Below are 20,397 nucleotides of genomic sequence, written 5' to 3'. Positions count from 1 at the left end.
CCCCTACGACGAGACCAGCGGCGAATATGTGTCACCCGGCTCGAGGATCCGCCAGGATGCTCGAGCCATGAGGGTCTTGGCCTCCTCCAGCGCGATGCCGTGGTGTGCGACCCCATAGTTGTCGGGGCCCTGGCATCTGTCGAGGCGCGTGGGACGTCCGGGCGGTGCCGCCGTGGCGCTCCCCCGCCCGAGAGGTGCCCGCGTGGGGTCGAGCACCCAGGCCCCCCGTGCCGCACCATGGTGCCCGTGACCTACCTCCACATCCTGTTCCCCGGTCGCCACCATGCCGTGACCGCGTTCCAGGTCGACTACCTGACCCGGCTGCTTGCCGGCAAGGAGTGCGACACCACCGGTGAGCCGATCGCCTTCGCCGACCACGCCGACGTGGTCTGGGCGATCACCTCCGCGAGCCACGCGAACACGCGCCGCAACCCCGTCCCCGGGCACCGGCGTGTCGGTCTCGTCGAGCGCGTCTCGGCCGCCGCAGGCATCCCCAGCCTGGTGGTCGAGGTGCCGGACGTGACCGCGCACCCGCGGTTCGCGCAGCTGGTCGCGACGACCGCGACGACCGATCTGCCCCATCTGAGCGAGGTGACCCCACAGACCACGATCGTGGCGTGCTCCACGCCGACCGTGGCCGCCGAGTACGAGGCGCTGGGGTACCGGATCGCGCCCGTCGAGGCCGGCGCCGATCCCGTCCCGCTGGGGCCGTGGCAGGTCGTGGAGCTGTGCGCCGCCGGCGACCCCCAGTGGGTGCAGGCCGCGCACCCCGAGACCGTCTCCTACTGGCGCAGGTACGGACTCGACGCCCGCATCCGCGACCTGTTCTCCGACCCGGTGATCTCCGACGAGGGCGACCTCACCGCCACCCGCGACTACCGCACCTACGCCGCGTCGTTCGAGCAGGCGTCCAGCCGCAAGTGGGACATCGTCGCCGAGCACCTGCGCCCCGGCCGGGTCCTCGACATCGGCTGCGCGACCGGTGGCCTGCTCGAGCACGCCGCCGCCGACAAGCGGTTCGCCGAGTCCGACCTGTTCGGGGTCGACATCGCTCGGCCGCTGCTCGCCGAGGCCGAGCACAAGAAGGCAGCCGGCGTGTTCGAGAACCCCAACATCTGGTTCATCCGCTCCAACGCCCTCACCGGCCCCGTGATGGCCGAGCGCAGCGTCGACTCGACGGTCACCGTCGCCCTCACCCACGAGATCTCCTCCTACGGCGAGGGCGTGAGCTCGCTGCGCACGTTCGCCGACCGCATCTACGCCCACACCCGGCCCGGTGGCGTGTGGGTGAACTCCGACGTCCTCGGCCCCGCCGACCCGGACAGGGTCGTGGTGCTGCTGCTGAACACCGACGACGGCACCGGGATCGAGACCCCCCACACCGGGCTCGACGCGCTGCCCAGTGACGAGGTCGCCGTACTCGTCGCGGCGCTGAGCACAGATGCGCGGATGACGCAGTTCGCCTACGACTTCGCGCGGCTCTCCGGCGCCCGCTTCGCACCGAAGCGGCTCGCCCACGGCTCCTGGGAGCTCACGCTTCGCGAGGCGATGGAGTTCATGACCCGCAAGGACTACGTCGACAACTGGCTCTCCGAGTGCCACGAGCGGTTCTGCGACCTCTCCTACCGCGACTGGGAGACGCTCCTCACCGACGCCGGCTTCGCCCTCGCGACCGCGTCCACCGAGGTGCGCAACGACTGGCTCGTCGAGCACCGCTTCGAGCCGAGCGCGACCCTGCGTGATTCGCAGACCGGCGACCCCCTCGAGTGGCCGGCCACCCACGTGCTCACCGTCGCGGTGCGCGGCACCGCGGAGTAACCCCTGGACGCGTGCCTTCGGCGCGGCTGAATTGCCGATTGCCTCCCACCTGACGCTCGAGCGTGAGAGCTTGTCCCGGTGACGGAACAGCCGCTCGCTCCTGGCCTGCACGAACAGCTCATCACCCAGCAGATGCAGGTGGCGCTCGGCTCGGAAGTGGCATTGCGAGCGGAGATCGCCAAGGTCGACCAGGCTGACCAACCACATGTGCTGGCCCGACATATCTATGAGCTCACTCGTCAGGCATTGGAGAACCGCAGCGACCCGGATGCCCGCCTTGAGCTCCTCAACAACCTCGTGGTGTCGCTCGAGGCCCCCGCAGCGCGAGTTGATGCCCCGGCGCGCCAATTGCGTCGGCTGAGCTCGCCAGCTGGTCCTGGCGTGCTCGGACTGGAACCAGTCCGACCCAAGACGCCCCTGTCCGACGCAGCGCTGCTGACGAACAGCTCCGGCGAGCCCAACCTGGCAGCCGAGTTGCGCGCCGAGATCGACACCTCCGACGAGGTCGACCTGCTGTGCGCCTTCGTCAAGTGGCATGGTCTGCGTCTACTCGAGGACGAGCTCGGACGACTGCGGCGCCGCGGCGCGCCGTTACGAGTCATCACCACGACCTACATGGGCGCCACCGAACGGGCTGCGCTCGACCGCCTCGTACACGAGCTGGGCGCGGAAGTGCGGATCCAGTACGACGCCGCCCGGACCCGCCTCCACGCCAAGGCCTGGATGTTCCGCCGCCAGACCCGCTACGACACGGCCTACGTCGGCTCGTCCAACCTTTCCCGCGCCGCCCTGCTCGACGGGGTCGAATGGAACGTCCGGCTGTCTCGGGTTGCCACCCCGGCGCTGCTGGACAAGTTCCGCGGAACCTTCGACACCTACTGGAACGACGCGAGCTTCGAGATCTATCAGCCCGACCGGGACCGGGATCGTTTGGACGACGCACTGGCCGAAGCCTCAGGACGCCGCCAGCACGACCGGGTGACGATCAGCCTGTCGGGTCTCCAAGTCAGGCCCTTCGCCTACCAACAGCACATGCTCGACGAGCTGGCTGTCGAGCGCGATGTACACGACCGGCATCGCAATCTGGTCGTCGCCGCCACGGGAACCGGCAAGACCGTCGTTGCTGCGCTCGACTACCGCCGGCTGTGCGGGACCACCGCGGCCGAGCGGCCACGACTGCTCTTCGTGGCACATCGCAAGGAGATCCTCGAGCAGTCGCTGCGGACGTATCGGGAGGTCTTGACCGACCCCACATTCGGCGAGCTCTACGTCGCCGGGGCGCGCCCCGAGCGCTGGGATCAGGTCTTCGCCAGCGTGCAGTCGCTGCAATCATATGGCGTCACGAACATTCCTTCCGAGGCCTATGACGTGGTGGTCATCGACGAGTTCCACCACGCCCAGGCGCCGACGTACCGACGACTGCTCGAGCACCTGACGCCTCGTGAGCTGCTCGGGCTGACCGCCACTCCCGAGCGCGCTGACGGTGTCGACGTCCGCGCCGAGTTCTTCGGCGGTCGCACAGCCACCGAACTGCGCTTATGGGATGCCTTGGGCAAGGATTTGCTGTGTCCTTTCCACTACTTCGCCGTCGCGGACGGCACCGACCTGCGGCGCATCAGCTGGAGTCGTGGCCGGTACGACGAGGGCGAACTGTCCCACGTCTACACCGGTAACCAGGCCCGGGTCGCGATCGTCCTGCGGCATCTGCGCGAGAAGGTCCTGGATCCCGGTTCCATGCGTGCCCTCGGCTTCTGCGTCAGCGTCGCCCATGCCCGCTTCATGGCGCAGTCGTTCAATGCTGCCGGCATCCCCGCGCTCTGCGTCAGCGGCGATACCCCGGTCCCCGAGCGCCAGCGGGCGCTCGACGACCTCAAGTCGCGACGGGTCAACATCCTCTTCGCGGCGGACCTGTTCAACGAAGGCCTCGACCTTCCCGAGGTCGACACGGTCCTGTTCCTGCGTCCCACCGAGAGCGCCACGATCTTCCTGCAGCAGCTCGGTCGCGGACTGCGGCGCACCCCTCACAAGGCCGTACTGACCGTTCTGGACTTCGTCGGACACCACCGCCAGGAGTTCCGCTTCGACAAGAAACTGCGGGCGCTGACCGGCGAGACTCGTCGAGGACTCGAGCGGGAGATCGAACGGGGGTTCCCGTTTCTGCCGTCCGGCTGTCAGATCATCATGGACCGACAAGCTCAGTCGTTGATCCTGGAGAACCTGCGCACCCAGGTCGCCAACAGTTGGAAGTCGATGACCGCGGAACTGCGCTCGTACGGCGATCTGGACCTTCCGACGTTCGTGCACGAGTCGGGAATCGAGCTTCCCGACATCCTGCGCCGCGGCCAGCGCTCCTGGACCCAGTTGCGCCGCGACGCCGGCCTGCCCACGCTCGCCGGCACCCCGCGCGAGCGTGACCTGCTCAAGCGGATCCGCGCGTTCGCCCACGTGGACGACGAGCTTCGAGCGGTCGGCTACCGCACCCTCCTCGACTCGGCTGATCCCTACGCCGATCTCAGCAGCCTGGAGCAACGGTTGGCACGCATGCTGTTCTTCTCCGCCTTCCCCGCCGCTGGCGGCTTCTCGTCGTACGACGAAGGCCTCGCCGCCATCCGCACCGAACACGCGGCGGCCGCGGAGCTCGGCTCGGTGATCGACCTGGTGTTCGACGCGACGCGCCACGACGCCATCCCGCTGACCAAGGACCTCGCCGCGGTTCCCCTGCGCGTTCATGCCTCATACCAGCGCGAGGAGATCCTCGCGGCCCTCGACTACGCCAACCTCAACCGCAAGCCGACCAGCATGATGCAGGGCGTGGCGTACTGCGAGCCGCTCAACGTAGACGCCCTCTTCGTGACCCTGAAGAAGTCCGAGGCCGACTACTCCCCCACCACGATGTATCGCGATTACCCGATCAGCCCGACGCTCTTCCACTGGGAGTCGCAGAACGCCACCTCGGTCGCCTCACCCACCGGACAGCGCTACCTCTCGGGAGCAAGCACGGTGCTGCTGTTCTGCCGCATCGAGCACAAGGGCGAATACGACACCGCCCCGTATGTGCTCCTGGGTCCCGCCTCGTATGTCAAGCACGTGGGCGAGCGTCCGATCGCCATCACCTGGGAGCTGCAGCACGCCATGCCGTCGACCTTCTTCACCGAGGCCGCTCTGGTCGACTCCTGAGCTGCCTGCCCTGACCCTTACGCATCGGCCGCGCCCGACAGGCTCGACCCCTTGCGCCCGAACCGCCTGCCGACTCAGCCGGAAAGTGCTAAGAATGACCACCCGGCGCCCAACAGCATGTGCCGGAGGACACCGACACGGCGAGGGGGGCCACGCGTGCGGACCGATCCGGCGAGGGCTGTGCCTGCGCACGAGCGCGCGCTGGTCGAGACCAGCCAGCGCCACCGCTCGCTGTTCGAGTACAACCCGCACGCCGTGTTCTCCCTGGACCTGGCGGGGCGCTTCACCGCCGCCAACCCCGCCTCCGAGCGGGTCTCGGGCTACACCGAGGACGAGCTCCGGTCGATGGAGTTCGCGCGGATCATCGCCGAGGAGCACCTCGACGCGACGATGACCGCCTTCCTCAAGGTCGTCGAGCAGGAGCCCCAGCAGCTCGAGGCGCTGATCCTGCACAAGTCCGGCCGCCGGATCTGCGTGCGGATCACCGGCCTGCCGATCGTCGTCGACGGCGAGGTGGTCGGCGTGTACGGGATCGCCGAGGACGTCACCGAACGACTCCAGCTGCAGAACGACCTCGACCTGACCTGGGCCGCGGTGGCGACCGCGATGGACGGCATCTGCATCATCGACGCCGAGCAGCGCATCGTCTCCATCAACGACGCCCGCACCCGGATGCACGGCTTCGAGCACGGCGAGGAGCTGATCGGACAGGACTTCTCGGTGCTCACCGGCCCCGACCAGCCCCCCTGGCCGGCGTCGTTCGTCAGCGACCCGCGGGGTCGCTGGCAGGGTGAGGTCACCGGCCGGCGTCGCGACGGCACCACGTTCCCACTCGAGTCGTCGGTCTCCCGGCTGCCCGGTGGCGAGGTCATCTCCATCGCGCGCGACATCACCTCGCGCCGTGCCGCGGAGCGCGAGCTGCGCGGCAGCGAGGAGCGCTACCGCACGATCCTGGCCGAGATCGCCGAGGGGTACTTCGAGGTCGATCTCTTCGGCAACATGACGTTCCTGAACAAGTCCCTGACCACGCTCTTCGGCGGGCCGGCCGACAGCCTGATCGGCACCAACCACCGTGAGTTCACCCACCCCGACAGCCTCGCCAAGGTCCACCACCACTTCGCCGAGGTGCTGCGCACCGGACAGACCGAGCCCGGCTTCGACTGGAAGTTCATCTCCCCCGACGGCAGCGAGGGATACGTGTCCACATCGGTCTCCCTGGTCCGCGACGAGGACGGCGAGCCGGTCGGCTTCCGCGGGATCTCCCGCGACGTCACCGAGCGGGTCATCGCCGAGGATGCCCTGCGCCGCAACGAGCAGCGCCACCGGCTGATCACCCGCGCCACCCGCGAGGTCATCTGGGACACCGACCTGCTCAGCGAGGTCACCATGTGGTGGGGCGCCACCCACGCCATGTTCGGCATCGACGGCGACGGCCTCGAGATCGACAACGACTGGTGGACCGAGCGCATCCACCCCGACGACCGGGCGGCGGTGCTGGACTCGATGCGCGACGTCTACGCCTCCGACGAGGACATGTGGATCGCCGAGTACCGCTTCCGGGCTCTCCACTCGCATGAGGTGACCGTCTTCGCCCGCGGCTATGTGGTGCGCGACGAGGAGGGCATCGCGGTGCGCTGCGTCGGGTCGATGATGGATATCTCCGAGCGCAAGGAGGCCGAGCGCCAGCTGAGCGAGGCACGCCTAGCGGCCGAGGAGGCCAGCCAGGCGAAGTCGCTCTTCCTGGCCAACATGAGCCACGAGATCCGCACCCCCCTGACCAGCGTGCTCGGCGGCACCGAGCTGCTGCTGGAGACCGAGCTCGCTCCCGCCCAGGCCAAGCTCGCCGGGTCGATCGACCGGTCCGGGCGCCGGCTGCTGGCGCTGGTCAACGACATCCTCGACTTCTCCAAGATCGAGGCCGGGATGGCCCGCCTGGACCTTGCCGAGTACGACGTGCGCGCGGTCGTGCGCGATTCCGCCTCGATGCTGGAGCGCACCGCCGCCGACAAGGCGCTGACCTTCGAGACCGCGGTGGACGGCGCCGTCCCCGCCCAGGCCTGGGGTGACCCGGCCCGGCTCTCCCAGGTGCTGACCAACCTGCTGTCCAACGCGGTCAAGTTCACCGAGGCCGGCCACGTCCGGCTGCGCGCCGATGTGGCCGGCGTCCCCGGTGCGGGCCCCGAGGAGCAGCGGCTCCGCTTCGTCGTGGAGGACACCGGGATCGGCATCAGCGACGAGCAGAAGCCGCGGCTCTTCCACTCCTTCAGCCAGGCCGACGGCTCGATCACCCGCCGCTACGGCGGCACCGGCCTGGGCCTGGCGATCTGCAAGCAGCTGGTCGAGCTGATGGACGGCAGCATCCACGTGCACAGCCGGGCCGGGCACGGCAGCACCTTCACGGTGACCCTGCCGCTACGGCGTCACGCCTGAGCGCGGACGCTCACTCGCGCTCGTCGATCGCCAGGTCCTCGCCGTGGGTGCCCGGTCGCGGCGCCCACGGCCGCTCCCGGGACGGGCGTACGACGATCAGCCGGTCGCCGCGGGCCAGCCGGGTGACGACGGGGTCGAAGTAGCGGTGCACCTTCTCGTCGCGCACCACCGCGATCACCTGGTCGGGCAGCGACTGCGGGGGCTTGCCCACCTCGCTGACCAGCAGGTCGCGCTCGGCGACCTCGAGGCCCTCGCCGTAGGTCAGCAGGTCCTCCATCACCGAGCCCAGCTGCGGCGAGACCGAGGACAGCCCGAGCAGCCGGCCGACCGCCTCGGAGGAGGTGATCACCGAGTTCGCGCCGCTCTGGCGCATCAGCGGGACGTTCTCAGACTCCCGCGCCGAGACCACGATCCAGGTGTCGGGGTTCAGCTGACGCACGGTGAGCGTGGCCAGCACGTTGGAGTCGTCGCGGTCGGTGGTGATGATGACCTGGCTGGCGTTCTCCACGCCCGCGCGGCGCAGCACCTCGCGACGCGTCGCGTCGCCGGTGACCACGGCGAGCCCGTCGGCGTGCGCCTCGTGCAGGGCCGGTCCGCTGGGGTCGACGATCACGATCTCGTCGCGCTCCCGGCCGTTGCTGACCAGCGTCTCGACCGCGCTGCGGCCCTTGGTGCCGTACCCGATGACGACGACGTGGTCTCCCATTTTTCTCCTCCACCGGGCGACCCGGAACATCTCGCGGCCCTGGGAGGCGAGCACCTCCAGGGTGGTGCCGATCAGCAGCACCAGGAAGGCGATGCGGGCCGGCGTGATGACGAACGCGTTGATCATCCGGGCGGTGTCCGAGACCGGCGCGATGTCGCCGTACCCGGTCGTGCTCAGGGTGACCGTCGTGTAGTAGATCGCGTCCAGCAGGTCGACCTTGCCGTCGCTGGCGTCGCTGTATCCGGTGCGGTCGAAGTAGACCAGCAGCACCGTGCCGACCAGGATCCCCGCCGCGGCGAGCAGCCGCCGGCCCAGCTCCCACCACGGCGAGCGCTCGGGGTCGGGGAGCGCGACGTCGGCGTAGCCTCGCGGACGCGTCGTAGGGGACTCCGGGTCTGACACGTGAGGAACCTAGTCCACGACGTCGCCGTAGATGTACACCTTGCCGCCAGCTGTCTCGTCGTCCTCGTCGCGCTCGTCCTCGGGCGCCTGGGGGGTCTGCACCGACACGAAGCGGAAGCTGTCGCCCTCGTGGGGCGTGGTCGAGCCGGAGTCACGGCGCCACACGCCGCACAGGACGCCCTCCTCGGCGCCCTCCTGGTCGGCGACCGCGTCACCGGACAGGCACAGCTCGTTGGAGGTCGAGTTGAAGGAGTCGACGGTGCCGGTCGTCTGCGAGACCATGTCCGGTCCGGTCACGACACCGATCAGGTAGCCGCCCAGCACGCACAGGGCGCCACCGGCCACGATCAACGGGGCAGGGAGATTCACGTTCGCCACGTCGCCGAGTCTTTCACGACGCCTCGCGGACCCCGCGCCGGGACCTCAACCGCTGGGCGAGCTCGAAGCGGGCCCGGCTGGTCGACAGCTGCGGGAACACCGCGTCGCACGCCGCGTTGACCGCCGCCCCGATCAGCACCGCGATCGAGACCAGGTAGAGCCACAGCAGCACCGCGATCGGTGCGGCCAACGGCCCGTAGATGCTCGCCGACTCCGCCGCGGTCACCGTCAGCACCCAGCGCAGCACGTAGGAGCCGAGCACCCACGACACCAGCGAGAACGTCGCCCCCGGCAGGTTGAACGACCAGTTCGTCCGCACCGGCACCGACACGTGGTACAGCGTGGCCAGGAAGCAGATGCCCAGCACGAGGACCACCGGCCAGTACAGCGACTCGATGGCATCGAAGCGCTCCGGCACCCAGCGCCCGACCAGCGTCGGACCGGCGACCATCAGCGGGAGGCTGACGATGCCGATCGCCAGCCCCATCACGTACAGGCCGAACGACAGCGCCCGGGTCTTCACGATCCCCCGCTGCCCGCCCAGGCCGTGCATGATCGTGATCGTGTCGACGAACACGTTCAGCGCCCGCGAGCCCGACCACAGCGCCAGCACGAAGCCGATCGAGATCACGTCGTAGCGCCCGCCGGCCAGCACCTCGTCGATGGTGGGCTCGATGATCGAGCTCACCGCGTCCTCGGTCAGCGCCTGCGAGGACAGGTCGATGACCGCGGCCCGCACGTCGGCCACACGCGCCTCGGGGAACCCCTCCGAGACGTACCCGATCGCCCCGGCCAGTGCGAAGACCAGCGGGGGCATGGACAGCACCGCGAAGAACGCCGCCTCGGCCGCCAGCCCGGTCACCCGGTAGCGCATGCACGAGGCCACGGTCGCCACCACGACCCGCCACAGCAGGTCACCGATCCGGCGCAGCTGCTCCCCCGCGATCGGCATGGCGCCTACGGTATCCACATGCGCACCGACAGCCGGGCCGACATCCGCACCGTCATCAATCAGGTTCCTGTGCTGGCCGGGTACAACGTCGTCACCTCCGACCTCGCGCTCACCGAGGCGGTCACCCGGCACGCCGCGCCCGAGGTGGTCGAGGACCTGGCCGAGCTGGGCGCGCAGGCCGGCAGCGCGGAGGCCCGTGAGCACGGCATGCTCGCCAACGAGCACCCGCCGCAGCTGGTGCCCTACGACCGCTACGGCACCCGGGTCGACGAGGTGCGCTTCCACCCCTCGTGGCACTGGCTGATGGAGCGCGCCGTCGGCCACGGCCTGCAGGCGGCCCCGTGGGAGTCGGACTCGCCGCACGCGCACGTACGGCGCGCGGCGGGGTTCCTGGCCTGGTCCCAGACCGAGCCCGGCCACGGGTGCCCGATCTCGATGACCTACGCCGCGGTGCCCGCGCTGCGCGCCGACGAGGCCCTGGCCAAGGAGTGGGAGCCGCTGCTGGCCGCGACGTCGTACGACCCGGGGGTGCGGGCGGCCGCGCAGAAGAGCGGCGCGCTGGCCGGGATGGGGATGACCGAGAAGCAGGGCGGCTCCGACGTGCGCAGCAACGTCACCTTCGCCCGGGCCGCCGCGGCTGACGGCGAGTACACGCTGCACGGGCACAAGTGGTTCACCTCCGCGCCGATGAACGACGTCTTCCTGGTCCTCGCCCAGGCGGTCGGCGGCGTCACCTGCTTCGTGGTGCCCCGGGTGCTGCCCGACGGCACCCGCAACCAGCTCGATGTGGTGCGCCTCAAGGACAAGCTCGGCAACCGCTCGAACGCCTCCGCGGAGCTCGAGCTCGACGGCACCCTGGGCATCCGGCTCGGCGACGAGGGCCGCGGGGTGCGCACGATCATCGAGATGGTGGCCGCCACCCGCCTGGACTGCGTGCTCGGCTCCGCGTCGCTGATGCGCAAGGCGCTGGCCGAGGCGTCGTGGCACGTCGCGCACCGCTCCGCGTTCGGGTCGCTGCTCGCCGACAAGCCCCTGATGCAGAACGTGGTCGCCGACCTGGCGGTCGAGTCCGAGGCGGCCACCGCGCTGGCCATCCGGCTCGCGGCCGCCGTGGACAACCGCGACGATCCGCGGGAGGCGGCGTTGCGGCGGATCGCGCTGCCGCTGGCGAAGTTCTGGGTCTGCAAGCGCACCCCGGCGATGGTGGCCGAGGCGCTCGAGTGCCTGGGCGGCAACGGCTACGTCGAGGAGTCGGGGCTCCCGCTGCTGTTTCGCGAGTCCCCGCTGAACTCGGTCTGGGAGGGCTCGGGCAACGTCAACGCGCTCGACGTGCTGCGCGCACTCTCCCGTGAGCCGGAGGCCCTCGACGCCTGGATCACCGAGGTCGGCCTGGCCCGCGGCGCCGATGCCCGCCTGGACCGCGCCGTCGACGACACGCTGGCCCTGCTGGGCGACGCGGCCGGCCTCGAGGTGGCCGCGCGGCGCCTCGCCGGGCAGATGGCCGCCTGCCTGCAGGGCTCGCTACTGGTCCGCTTCGCCCCCGCGGAGGTCGCCGACGCGTTCTGCTCCTCGCGCCTGGGCGCCACTTGGAACGGCACCTTCGGCACCCTCACCTCCGGCGGCCTGCGCACGATCGTGGAGCGGGCGACGCCGGTGCTGGGGTGAGGCTGCGGGCTGGGGGTTGGGGCCGCGGCGTGGCGTGCGGGCGTGCGGCGTGCGGCGTACGGCGTACGGCGTCAGACGCTGAGCCTCACCGATTGGGCAGAAACGGCACCCCCGGACGCCGAATCGCACCCGTTGGGGACCAAACGGCGACATCTCTCCGCCGACACACGCCAACCCTCACCGATTGGGCAGAAACGGCATGCCCGGACGCCGAATCACATCCGTTGGGGACCAAACGGCGGCCCCGGCCGCGTCTTTCAGGCCCGGCGACGTAACGCCGGTCACCGGAAGCTGAGGACCCCGTCGTCCACCGGGCGGGCCAGCGCCCGGCGGTCGCGGACGTAGTTCATGCTCAGGTTCCACGGCGCGCGGTCGCCCTGCTTGGGCAGCCGGTCCATCACCCGCTGGATGTAGCCGGCCTGGAAGTCGGTGAACGGCAGCGCCGCCACGGACGGGTCGCGCGGTACGACGAACGTGCGGGCACCGACGTGGTCCATGTGCTGCAGCAGCCGGACGACGTACTGCGAGACGAGGTCGGCCTTCAGCGTCCAGGAGGCGTTGGTGTAGCCGAAGACGAAGACGAAGTTCGGCACGTCGCTGAGCAGCATCGCCCGGTAGGCCATCGTCTCGGCGAGGTCGACCTTCTCCCCGTCGACGACCAGGTCCATCCCGTGGAAGAGCGCCACCTCGATGCCGGTCGCGCTCACCACCAGGTCGGCCTCGAGCTCCTCGCCGGAGGCCAGCCGGATGCCGCGCTCGGTGAACGTCTCGATGGTGTCGGTGACGATGGAGGCGTCCCCGTGGCGCAGCGCCCGGAACAGGTCCCCGTCGGGCACGACGCACAGCCGCTGGTCCCACGGGTCGTAGCGCGGGCTGAAGTGCACGTCGACCGGGTAGCCCTCGGGCAGCTGGGCCGCGGCCAGCCGCCGGAACAGTCGGCGCGCCGCTGCGGGGCGGCGCCTGCTCAGCTCGTAGGAGGCCATCGCGCGCAGCACGTTCTTCCACCGGCTCAGCGTGTACGCCGCGCGCCCGGGCAGCACCCGGCGCAGCAGCGCGCCGGCCCGGTCCTGGGAGGGCAGCGCGACCACGTACGTCGGGGAGCGCTGCAGCATCGTCACGTGGGCGGCCTCGCGCGCCATCGCCGGTACCAGCGTCACCGCCGTGGCCCCGCTGCCGATCACCACCACCCGCTGACCGGAGTGGTCGAGGTCCTCGGGCCAGTCCTGCGGGTGCACCAGCCGCCCGGCGTACCGCTCGATGCCGGGGAAGACCGGCGCGTGGCCCCGGTCGTAGCGGTAGTAGCCGGTGCACGCCCAGACCAGGTCGGCGGTGAGCTCGCGGGTCTCGCCGTCGTGCTCGACGCTCAGCGTCCAGCGTGCCTCGGCGCTGGACCACTCCGCCCGGGTGACCCGGTGACCGAAGCGGATCCGCTGGTCGATCCCCCGCTCCTGGGCCGCCTCGGTGACGTAGTCGCGGATCGAGTCGCCGTCGGCGAGCACCTGACCGCCCAGCCACGGCTTGAAGTGGTACCCGAGGGTGAGCATGTCGGAGTCCGAGCGCACCCCGGGGTAGCGGAACAGGTCCCAGGTGCCGCCGATCCGCTCGCGCGCCTCGAGCACCGCGTAGCTGCGCTCGGGGAAGGCGTCGACGAGATGGGCGGCCGCGCCGATCCCGGACAGGCCGGCTCCGATGATGACGACGTCGAGGTGCTCGCTCACCCGGGGCAGTCTAGGCACGATCCCAGCCCCGCCCCGGGTGTCGCAGACTCAGCCCAGCACGAGCCCGGGGTAGAGCGGGTGCTTGTCGAGCATCTCCGCGGAGGCGTCCTTGACCTTGGCGGCCACCCCGTCGGCCAGCTGGTACGACGCCTTCGACGGCCCGCCCGCCTTGGTCGTGCCGGGCTGGGTGTTCGACAGCACCTCGACGACCAGGTCCGCGACCCGGTCGAACTCCTCGGCGCCGAAGCCGCGGGTGGTCAGCGCGGGCGTGCCCAGGCGGATGCCGGAGGTGTACCAGGCGCCGTTGGGGTCGGCCGGGATCGAGTTGCGGTTGGTGACCACACCGGCGTCGAGCAGCGCCGACTCGGCCTGGCGACCGGTGAGGCCGAAGGAGGTGACGTCGAGCAGCACCAGGTGGTTGTCGGTGCCGCCGGTGACCAGGCGGGCGCCGCGCTTGAGGAAGCCCTCGGCCAGCGTCTGGGCGTTGTCGGCGACCTCGTGGGCGTAGGTGGTGAACTCGGGCCGGCGCGCCTCGGCCAGGGCGACGGCCTTGGCGGCCATCACGTGCGAGAGCGGGCCGCCGAGCACCATCGGGCAGCCGCGGTCCACCGAGGAGGCGTACTCCTCCTGGGCCAGCACCAGACCGCCGCGCGGGCCGCGCAGGGACTTGTGGGTGGTGGTGGTGGTGACGTGGCCGAACGGCACCGGGTCCTCGTCGCCGGTGAAGACCTTGCCCGCGACCAGGCCGGCGAAGTGCGCCATGTCGACCATCAGCGTGGCGCCGACCTCGTCGGCGATCTCGCGCATCTTCGCGAAGTTCACCCGGCGCGGGTAGGCGGAGTAGCCGGCGACCAGGATCAGCGGCTTGAACTCGCGTGCCTTGGCGCGCAGCGCGTCGTAGTCGAGCAGCCCGGTCACCGGGTCGGTGCCGTACTGCTGCTGGTGGAACATCTTGCCGCTGATGTTCGGCCGGAACCCGTGGGTGAGGTGGCCGCCGGCGTCCAGCGACATGCCGAGCAGACGCTGGTTGCCGAGCTCGTGGCGCAGCTTCTCCCAGTCGGACTCGGTGAGCTCGCTGACGTTCTTGGCGCCGAGCCGCTCCAGCGCGGGGCTCTCCACGCGGTGGGCCAGGATCGACCAGAAGGCGACCAGGTTGGCGTCGATGCCCGAGTGCGGCTGCACGTAGGCGTACGGGGCCCCGAACAGCTCGCGGGCGTGCTCGGCGGCCAGCGCCTCGACCGTGTCGACGTTCTGGCAGGCCGCGTAGAAGCGGTGCCCGACGGTGCCCTCGGCGTACTTGTCGCTGAACCAGGTGCCCATCGTCAGCAGCGTCGCCGGAGACGCGTAGTTCTCCGAGGCGATCAGCTTCAGCGATCCGCGCTGGTCCTCCAGCTCCTGGCGGGTCGCCGCCGCGATCCGCGGCTCGACCGAGGCGATGACCTCGAGAGCCTGGGTGTACACGCTGCTGATCCGCTCATCCGTCATGTCTCCCAGCCTAGTGACCCGCCACACCGGCCGCCTCCCCGCGCCGAGCCGCAGACCGGCCGCAGAGGTGACCTGCGTCTCACCCAGCGCGCGGACCGCCCCACTGAGCCACTTGGCAGGTCCGCATCTTGGACAGACGTCTCACCACATGAGATTGCCGGTTGTGGAGACGCCGTCCGCTCCGTGAGACTCGCCGTCATGATCAGCTCCGCAACGCACACGTACCTCGTGGTTCGACGCCACGTGGACTACGGGCGTACGCGCAGCTCCATGTGTTGGCCCTGCTGACCTCGTCGTGCCAGCCCCCCGCTGGTCCGACGGACGCCCGACTGTGAACCTTCAGACCACCGGGCGCCGGTCGCAGGCCACCCCGACGACCTCACCGTCGCGGCGTCGGCCCCGCGCATCGCGCGTCTTCGTACCGCGTTAGGAAACGTCCCGTGAACGATCAGGCCCCCGCCGCACGCACGCCCCGCCCGCGCCCCAAGCGCGGCGAGGGGCAGTGGGCCCTCGGCTACCGAGAGCCGCTCAACGCCAACGAGCAGTTCAAGAAGGACGACGACGCACTCAACGTGCGCGCCCGCATCGAGGGCATCTACTCCAAGCGAGGCTTCGCCTCGATCGACCCCAACGACCTGCGCGGCCGGATGCGCTGGTGGGGTCTCTACACCCAGCGCGCCGAGGGCTTCGACGGCGGCAAGACCGCCACCGTGGACCCGGCCGAGCTCGACGCCGAGTTCTTCATGATGCGGGTCCGCTCCGACGGCAAGATCCTCGGCCCCGAGCAGCTGCGCGCGCTCGGCGAGGTCTCCACCACCTACGCCCGCGACACCGCCGACGTCACCGACCGGCAGAACATCCAGTACCACTGGATCCGCATCGAGGACGTGCCCGCGGTCTGGGAGCGCCTGGAGTCCGTCGGCCTCGACACCCAGGAGGCCTGCGGCGACTCCCCGCGTCCCTTCCTGGGCTCCCCGCTGGCGGGGATCGCCCGCGACGAGATCATCGACGGCAGCCCCGCGCTGGCCGAGATCAAGCGCCGCTTCATCGGCAACCCGGCCTTCTCCAACCTGCCGCGCAAGTTCAAGACCGCCGTCACCGGCCACCCCAGCCACGACGTGGCCCCCGAGGTCAACGACGTCTCCTTCGTCGGCACGGTCCACCCCGAGCACGGCCCCGGCTTCGACCTGTGGGTCGGCGGCGGCCTGTCCACCAACCCGATGCTCGCGCAGCGCCTGGGCGTGTGGATCCCGCTCGAGGAGGTGGCCGACGCCTGGGAGGGCGTGGCCTCGATCTTCCGCGACTACGGCTACCGCCGGCTGCGCTCGCGCGCCCGCCTGAAGTTCCTGGTCGCCGACTGGGGCGTGGAGAGGTTCCGCGAGGTCCTCGAGACCGAGTACCTGCACCGCACGCTCGTCGACTGCCCCTCCCCCGCCATCCCCGAGCGCCAGGGCGACCACATCGGCATCCACGAGCAGAAGGACGGCAAGTTCTACCTCGGTGTCGCCCCGATCGCCGGGCGGATCAGCGGTGGCACGCTCACCGCCCTGGCCGAGCTGGTGGAGCGGTACGGCGCGCTCGGCGCCCGGCTCACGGCGTACCAGAAGCTGGTCGTGCTCGGCGTCGACGCCGAGTCGGTGCCCGCGCTCAGCGCCGAGCTCGAGCAGATCGGCCTGACCGCGACGCCGTCGAACTGGCGGCGCAACACGATGGCCTGCACCGGCCTGGAGTTCTGCAAGCTGGCGATCGTCGACACCAAGGAGCGCGCCCGCGCCCTGGTCGCCGAGCTCGAGCAGCGCTTCCCCGAGCTGGACACCCCCATCTCGGTCAACGTCAACGGCTGCCCCAACGCCTGCGCGCGCACCCAGGTCGCCGACATCGGGCTCAAGGGCCAGCTGGTGCTGGACGCCGACGGCCGCCAGGTCGAGGGCTTCCAGGTGCACCTGGGCGGCGCGCTCGGGCTGAACGCCAACTTCGGGCGCAAGCTGCGCGCGCACAAGGTCACCAGCGCCCAGCTCGACGACTACATCACCAACGTGGTGACGGCCTACCTCGCCGACCGCGAGCCGGGCGAGTCCTTCGCCCGCTGGGCCGCGCGCGCCGACGAGGCACACCTGCGCGGCGAGAAGACCCTGGAGGTGGTCTGAGATGAGCGCACGCGCCGTCCCCTTCCACTGCCCCTTCTGCGGCGACGAGGACCTGCGCCCGCACGAGGCGATCTCCGAGACCGGCGAGGTCTCCTCCCCGCACGGCACCTGGGAGTGCCGATCGTGCATGCGCGCCTTCTCGCTGAAGATGATCGGGCTGCTGCGCCCCGACTCCGCCCGCGAGGGCTCGTCGTGAGCGCCGCGAGCACCACCGCGGCGCGCAACCGCCGCGGCACGCACACCGAGGGACGCAGCTCCGAGGAGCTGCGCGAGCTGGTCTCCCACGTCGGCGCCGAGCTCGAGCTCGCTCCGGCCGAGGACATCATCGAGTGGGCGGTGGCCACCTTCGGCGACCGGTTCTGCGTGACGTCGTCGATGGGCGACGCCGTCCTGGCCCACCTCGCCGCGAAGGTCGCCCCCGGCCTGGACGTGGTCTTCCTCGACACCGGCTACCACTTCGTGGAGACGATCGGCACCCGCGACGCCGTGGAGGCCACCCTCCCGGTCAACCTGGTCACGATCCAGCCCCGGCTCAGCGTGGCCGAGCAGGACGCGACGTACGGGCGCGAGCTCTACAAGAGCGACCCCGACCTGTGCTGCAAGCTGCGCAAGGTGCAGCCGCTGGCGGAGTCGCTGGCCGGCTACGACGCCTGGGCCACCGGGATGCGGCGCGCGGAGACCCACAACCGCGTGCTGGCGCCGGTGATCGGGTGGGACGCCAAGAAGGGCAAGGTCAAGGTCTCCCCGCTGGCGCGCTGGAGCGATGCCCAGGTGGAGAGCTACATCGCCGAGCACGGGGTCCTGGTCAACCCACTGGCCTACGACGGCTACCCCTCCATCGGCTGCTGGCCGTGCACCCGCCGGGTCGCCCCCGGCGAGGACCCGCGCAGCGGACGCTGGGCGGGCACCAACAAGACCGAGTGCGGGATCCACACATGACGCACACGAGGCACTGCGCACCACTGATCCCCGAAGGGAGACTGCTCTGATGGCCGCACCCGCACTGGTGGCCCTGGCACACGGGAGCCGCGACCCCCGTTCCGCCGCCACGATCACCGCACTGGTCCACGAGGTCCGCGCGATGCGCCCGGACCTGCGCATCGAGCCGGCGTTCCTCGAGCTCTCGCGCCCGTCCTTCGCGACGGTCGTGGATCGGCTGGTCAAGGCCGGCTTCGACGAGATCGTGGTGGTGCCGCTGCTGCTCAACGACGCCTACCACGCCAAGGTCGACGTACCGGCCGCGATCGCGGAGGCGACGGCGCGCCACGAGGGGCTGAAGATCCGCGCCACCGGCATCCTGGGGCTGGAGAAGTCCTTCCTCGAGGTGCTCGACCAGCGGCTGCGCGCCGCGCTCAGCGAGGCCCGGGTCCGCGAGCTCGACGCGCTCGTGCTGGCCGCCGCCGGCTCCAGCGACCCGCTGGCCAACCAGGCCGTCGCCCGGCTGGCCCGGGTCTGGGGCGCGCACCACAAGCTCCCGGTGACGGCGGCCTTCGCCTCGGCGGCTCCGCCCGCCACCGGCGAGGCGGTGCGGACCTTCCGCGCCCAGGGCCGGCGCCACATCGCGGTCGCCTCGCTGTTCCTCGCCCCCGGCTTCCTGCCGGACCGGGCCGCGGAGCTGGCGCTCGAGGCGGGCGCGGTCGCGGTCTCCGCACCGCTGGGCGCCCACCCGGAGCTGGCGCGCACCATCCTGGCCCGCTACGCGGTGGGCGCCGTCGAGCTCGTCCCCGTCTGAGCCACCTCCCCGGTCGTGTGCCCGAGGACGCGCCCAGGCGCGTCGTGGGGGCACACGACCCGGGGATCAGCGGACCAGGCAGCCCACCAGGCGGTCGAGCTCGGCGGCGGGGTCGTCGGTGAGGCCGCTGTGCACCGGCCCCGGCTGCAGCACCGTGCTCTTGGGCGCCTTCAGGAAGCCGAAGCGGGTGCCTATCGGTCGGGTCGCGGCCGCGCCGCCGCGCGCGTCGCCGGCGCACACCCCCGCCACGAAGTCGAGGGCGGAGCGGACGTGGGCGAGGTCCAGGCCCGGGTGCAGCGCGCGCAGCCGCTCGGGGTCGAGGTGCGTGCCGACGGCCAGCACCTCGTCGGCCTGGCAGTAGAGCACGACGCCGACGTTGACGAACTCCTCACGGTCGGCGCGCGGCACGCAGCGCAGGACCACGTACTGGTACGCCCGCCTGCTCATCGGGCCCCTCCCCTGCCGCTGCCGCCGTCGGTACCCGTGCCGGTGCCGGTGCCGGTGGGCAGCCAGTCGCGGACGGCGAGGCGAGCGGTCAGGAACGCCACGTACGCCGCGCGCACGGCCTCCGGCGACTCGGCACCCGGCACCGGCTCCAGCCACTCGTCGGGCACCTCGGCGAGCACCTCGGCGAACAGCTCCTCGTCGAGCAGCTGCGAGACCTCGGCGTCCACCTTCGCCAGCGCGGGCACGTAGGCCCCCAGCACGTGGTCGGAGACGTCCCAGGGCTGCCGGGCGAACCGGGCCGGATCGGTGATCCCACCCGACCAGGCGTGATGGAAGTACAGCGCCGCGCCGTGGTCGATCACCCACAGGTCGCCGTGCCACATCAGCAGGTTGGGGTTGCGCCAGCTGCGGTCGACGTTGGCGCAGAAGGCATCGAGCCACAGCACCTTCGCCGCGACCGCGTCGCCGGCGGGGAGGTCGCCGTCGAAGCCGAACGCGCCGGGCAGGAAGTCCACCCCCAGGTTCAGCCCCAGGCTCGCGTTGATCAGGTCTTGGACCTCCTCATCGGCCTCGTAGCGGGCGATGTCCGCGTCGAGCTGGAGCGCCACCAGCCGGGGGGTGCGCAGCCCGATACGGCGCGCGAGACCGGCCACGACCACCTCCGCGACGAGCACCCTCAGGCCCTGGCCGGCGCCGCGGAACTTGCACACGTAGGTGCCGAGGTCGTCGGCCTCCACGATGCCGGGCAGACTGCCGCCCTCACGCAGCGGCGTCACGTAGCGGATCACCGAGACGGTGTCGATCACGCCGGCCTCTCCTCTGCCTCGAGCTGCGCAGCCCGCATCTCAGAAGCCCTTGCGAACGACCGGCTGGGAGGACCAGGGGAAGTCGATCCATCGGTCGGTGCGCCGCCAGACGTAGTCGGGCTTCACGATCGAGCGGGTCTTCTCGTAGATCACCGCCATCCGGACGTCGGCGACGTGATCCGCGCAGTAGGCGCGGACCAGCTCGAGGGTCTTGCCGGTGTCCGCGACGTCGTCGGCGATCAGCACCCGCGCCCCCGAGAGGTCCACGGCCTGCGGGGTCGGCGGCAGCATCACCGGCATCTCCAGACGCTGGTCGATGCCGGTGTAGAACTCCACGTTGACCGCGGAGAGGTTCTTGACCCCCAGCGCGTAACCGAGCGCCATCCCCAGGCCCAGGCCGCCGCGCGCGATGGACAGCACCAGGTCGGGCTCGTAGTCATCGTCGACGATCGTCTGCGCCAGGTCCCGGGCCGCCACCCCGAACATCTCGTAGGTCAGGACCTCGCGCTCGTCGCTCATGGGCACATCATGGAC

At 70.9% G+C, this 20,397-nt stretch carries 16 protein-coding genes; 8 read left to right on the top strand and 8 right to left on the bottom strand.

Annotation, left to right across the window (positions count from 1 at the left end):
* The first annotated feature begins 246 nt into the window (after positions 1–246).
* From AC6EI4_RS15930 to AC6EI4_RS15920, 3 genes are all read left to right on the top strand, one after another.
* Positions 247–1,818, top strand: a complete 1,572-nt coding sequence (locus AC6EI4_RS15930) for an SAM-dependent methyltransferase (RefSeq protein ID WP_498452056.1) — start codon at positions 247–249, stop codon at positions 1,816–1,818.
* A gap of 132 nt (positions 1,819–1,950) precedes the next feature.
* Positions 1,951–4,995, top strand: coding sequence for a DEAD/DEAH box helicase (locus AC6EI4_RS15925; RefSeq protein ID WP_498452098.1), 3,045 nt, complete (start codon positions 1,951–1,953; stop codon positions 4,993–4,995).
* A 180-nt stretch (positions 4,996–5,175) separates the two neighbouring features.
* A complete protein-coding gene (locus AC6EI4_RS15920) occupies positions 5,176–7,425 on the top strand; it encodes a PAS domain-containing sensor histidine kinase (protein ID WP_498452055.1) in 2,250 nt (749 codons plus the stop codon).
* A gap of 10 nt (positions 7,426–7,435) precedes the next feature.
* Here AC6EI4_RS15920 and AC6EI4_RS15915 read toward each other — a convergent pair whose 3' ends face one another.
* From AC6EI4_RS15915 to AC6EI4_RS15905, 3 genes are read right to left on the bottom strand one after another with little or no spacing between them, the layout of a single operon-like run.
* A complete protein-coding gene (locus tag AC6EI4_RS15915) occupies positions 7,436–8,533 on the bottom strand; it encodes a potassium channel family protein (protein ID WP_498423944.1) in 1,098 nt (365 codons plus the stop codon).
* A gap of 9 nt (positions 8,534–8,542) precedes the next feature.
* Positions 8,543–8,911, bottom strand: coding sequence for a hypothetical protein (locus AC6EI4_RS15910; protein ID WP_498423943.1), 369 nt, complete (start codon positions 8,909–8,911; stop codon positions 8,543–8,545).
* A 13-nt stretch (positions 8,912–8,924) separates the two neighbouring features.
* A complete protein-coding gene (locus AC6EI4_RS15905) occupies positions 8,925–9,863 on the bottom strand; it encodes a YihY/virulence factor BrkB family protein (protein WP_498423942.1) in 939 nt (312 codons plus the stop codon).
* A gap of 18 nt (positions 9,864–9,881) precedes the next feature.
* Here AC6EI4_RS15905 and AC6EI4_RS15900 point away from each other — a divergent pair, with 18 nt between their 5' ends.
* Positions 9,882–11,528 carry an acyl-CoA dehydrogenase family protein gene (locus AC6EI4_RS15900; protein WP_498452054.1) on the top strand — a complete coding sequence of 549 codons (1,647 nt, stop codon included), beginning with the start codon at positions 9,882–9,884 and terminating at the stop codon, positions 11,526–11,528.
* Positions 11,529–11,809: 281 nt separating this feature from the next.
* Here the strand turns inward: AC6EI4_RS15900 and AC6EI4_RS15895 are convergent, their stop codons facing one another.
* Both AC6EI4_RS15895 and AC6EI4_RS15890 read right to left on the bottom strand, forming a co-directional pair.
* Positions 11,810–13,246, bottom strand: coding sequence for a flavin-containing monooxygenase (locus AC6EI4_RS15895; protein WP_498452053.1), 1,437 nt, complete (start codon positions 13,244–13,246; stop codon positions 11,810–11,812).
* A gap of 48 nt (positions 13,247–13,294) precedes the next feature.
* Entirely contained in the window at positions 13,295–14,731 is a 1,437-nt protein-coding gene (locus tag AC6EI4_RS15890; RefSeq protein ID WP_498452052.1) for a glycine hydroxymethyltransferase, read from the bottom strand.
* A 440-nt stretch (positions 14,732–15,171) separates the two neighbouring features.
* On the opposite strand from AC6EI4_RS15890, the gene AC6EI4_RS15885 reads away from it, so the two are divergent.
* The 4 genes from AC6EI4_RS15885 to AC6EI4_RS15870 are packed head-to-tail and all read left to right on the top strand — an operon-like array spanning position 15,172 to position 18,610.
* Entirely contained in the window at positions 15,172–16,878 is a 1,707-nt protein-coding gene (locus AC6EI4_RS15885) for a nitrite/sulfite reductase (protein WP_498452051.1), read from the top strand.
* Position 16,879: 1 nt separating this feature from the next.
* Positions 16,880–17,074: a hypothetical protein gene (locus AC6EI4_RS15880; RefSeq protein WP_498423937.1), complete on the top strand. Its 195-nt coding sequence runs from the start codon at positions 16,880–16,882 to the stop codon at positions 17,072–17,074.
* On the top strand, positions 17,071–17,817 hold the full coding sequence (locus tag AC6EI4_RS15875; RefSeq protein WP_498452050.1) for a phosphoadenylyl-sulfate reductase: 747 nt from the start codon (positions 17,071–17,073) through the stop codon (positions 17,815–17,817). Before AC6EI4_RS15880 ends, AC6EI4_RS15875 begins: the two co-directional genes overlap by 4 nt.
* 49 nt (positions 17,818–17,866) lie before the next feature.
* Complete coding sequence (locus tag AC6EI4_RS15870) at positions 17,867–18,610, top strand: sirohydrochlorin chelatase (RefSeq protein WP_498452049.1); 744 nt, start codon at positions 17,867–17,869, stop codon at positions 18,608–18,610.
* Positions 18,611–18,676: 66 nt separating this feature from the next.
* Here AC6EI4_RS15870 and AC6EI4_RS15865 read toward each other — a convergent pair whose 3' ends face one another.
* From AC6EI4_RS15865 to AC6EI4_RS15855, 3 genes are read right to left on the bottom strand one after another with little or no spacing between them, the layout of a single operon-like run.
* Entirely contained in the window at positions 18,677–19,057 is a 381-nt protein-coding gene (locus AC6EI4_RS15865; RefSeq protein ID WP_498452048.1) for a DUF3037 domain-containing protein, read from the bottom strand.
* Positions 19,054–19,863, bottom strand: coding sequence for a HipA family kinase (locus AC6EI4_RS15860; RefSeq protein ID WP_498452047.1), 810 nt, complete (start codon positions 19,861–19,863; stop codon positions 19,054–19,056). Before AC6EI4_RS15860 ends, AC6EI4_RS15865 begins: the two co-directional genes overlap by 4 nt.
* Before the next feature lie 39 nt (positions 19,864–19,902).
* Positions 19,903–20,382: a phosphoribosyltransferase gene (locus tag AC6EI4_RS15855; RefSeq protein ID WP_498452046.1), complete on the bottom strand. Its 480-nt coding sequence runs from the start codon at positions 20,380–20,382 to the stop codon at positions 19,903–19,905.
* Positions 20,383–20,397 lie beyond the last annotated feature (15 nt).

The sequence above is a fragment of the Nocardioides sp. Z43_10 genome, from assembly GCF_059766615.1.
The sequence above is the reverse complement of the archived record's forward strand: the minus strand, read 5'-3'. Positions and strand labels throughout refer to the sequence as shown.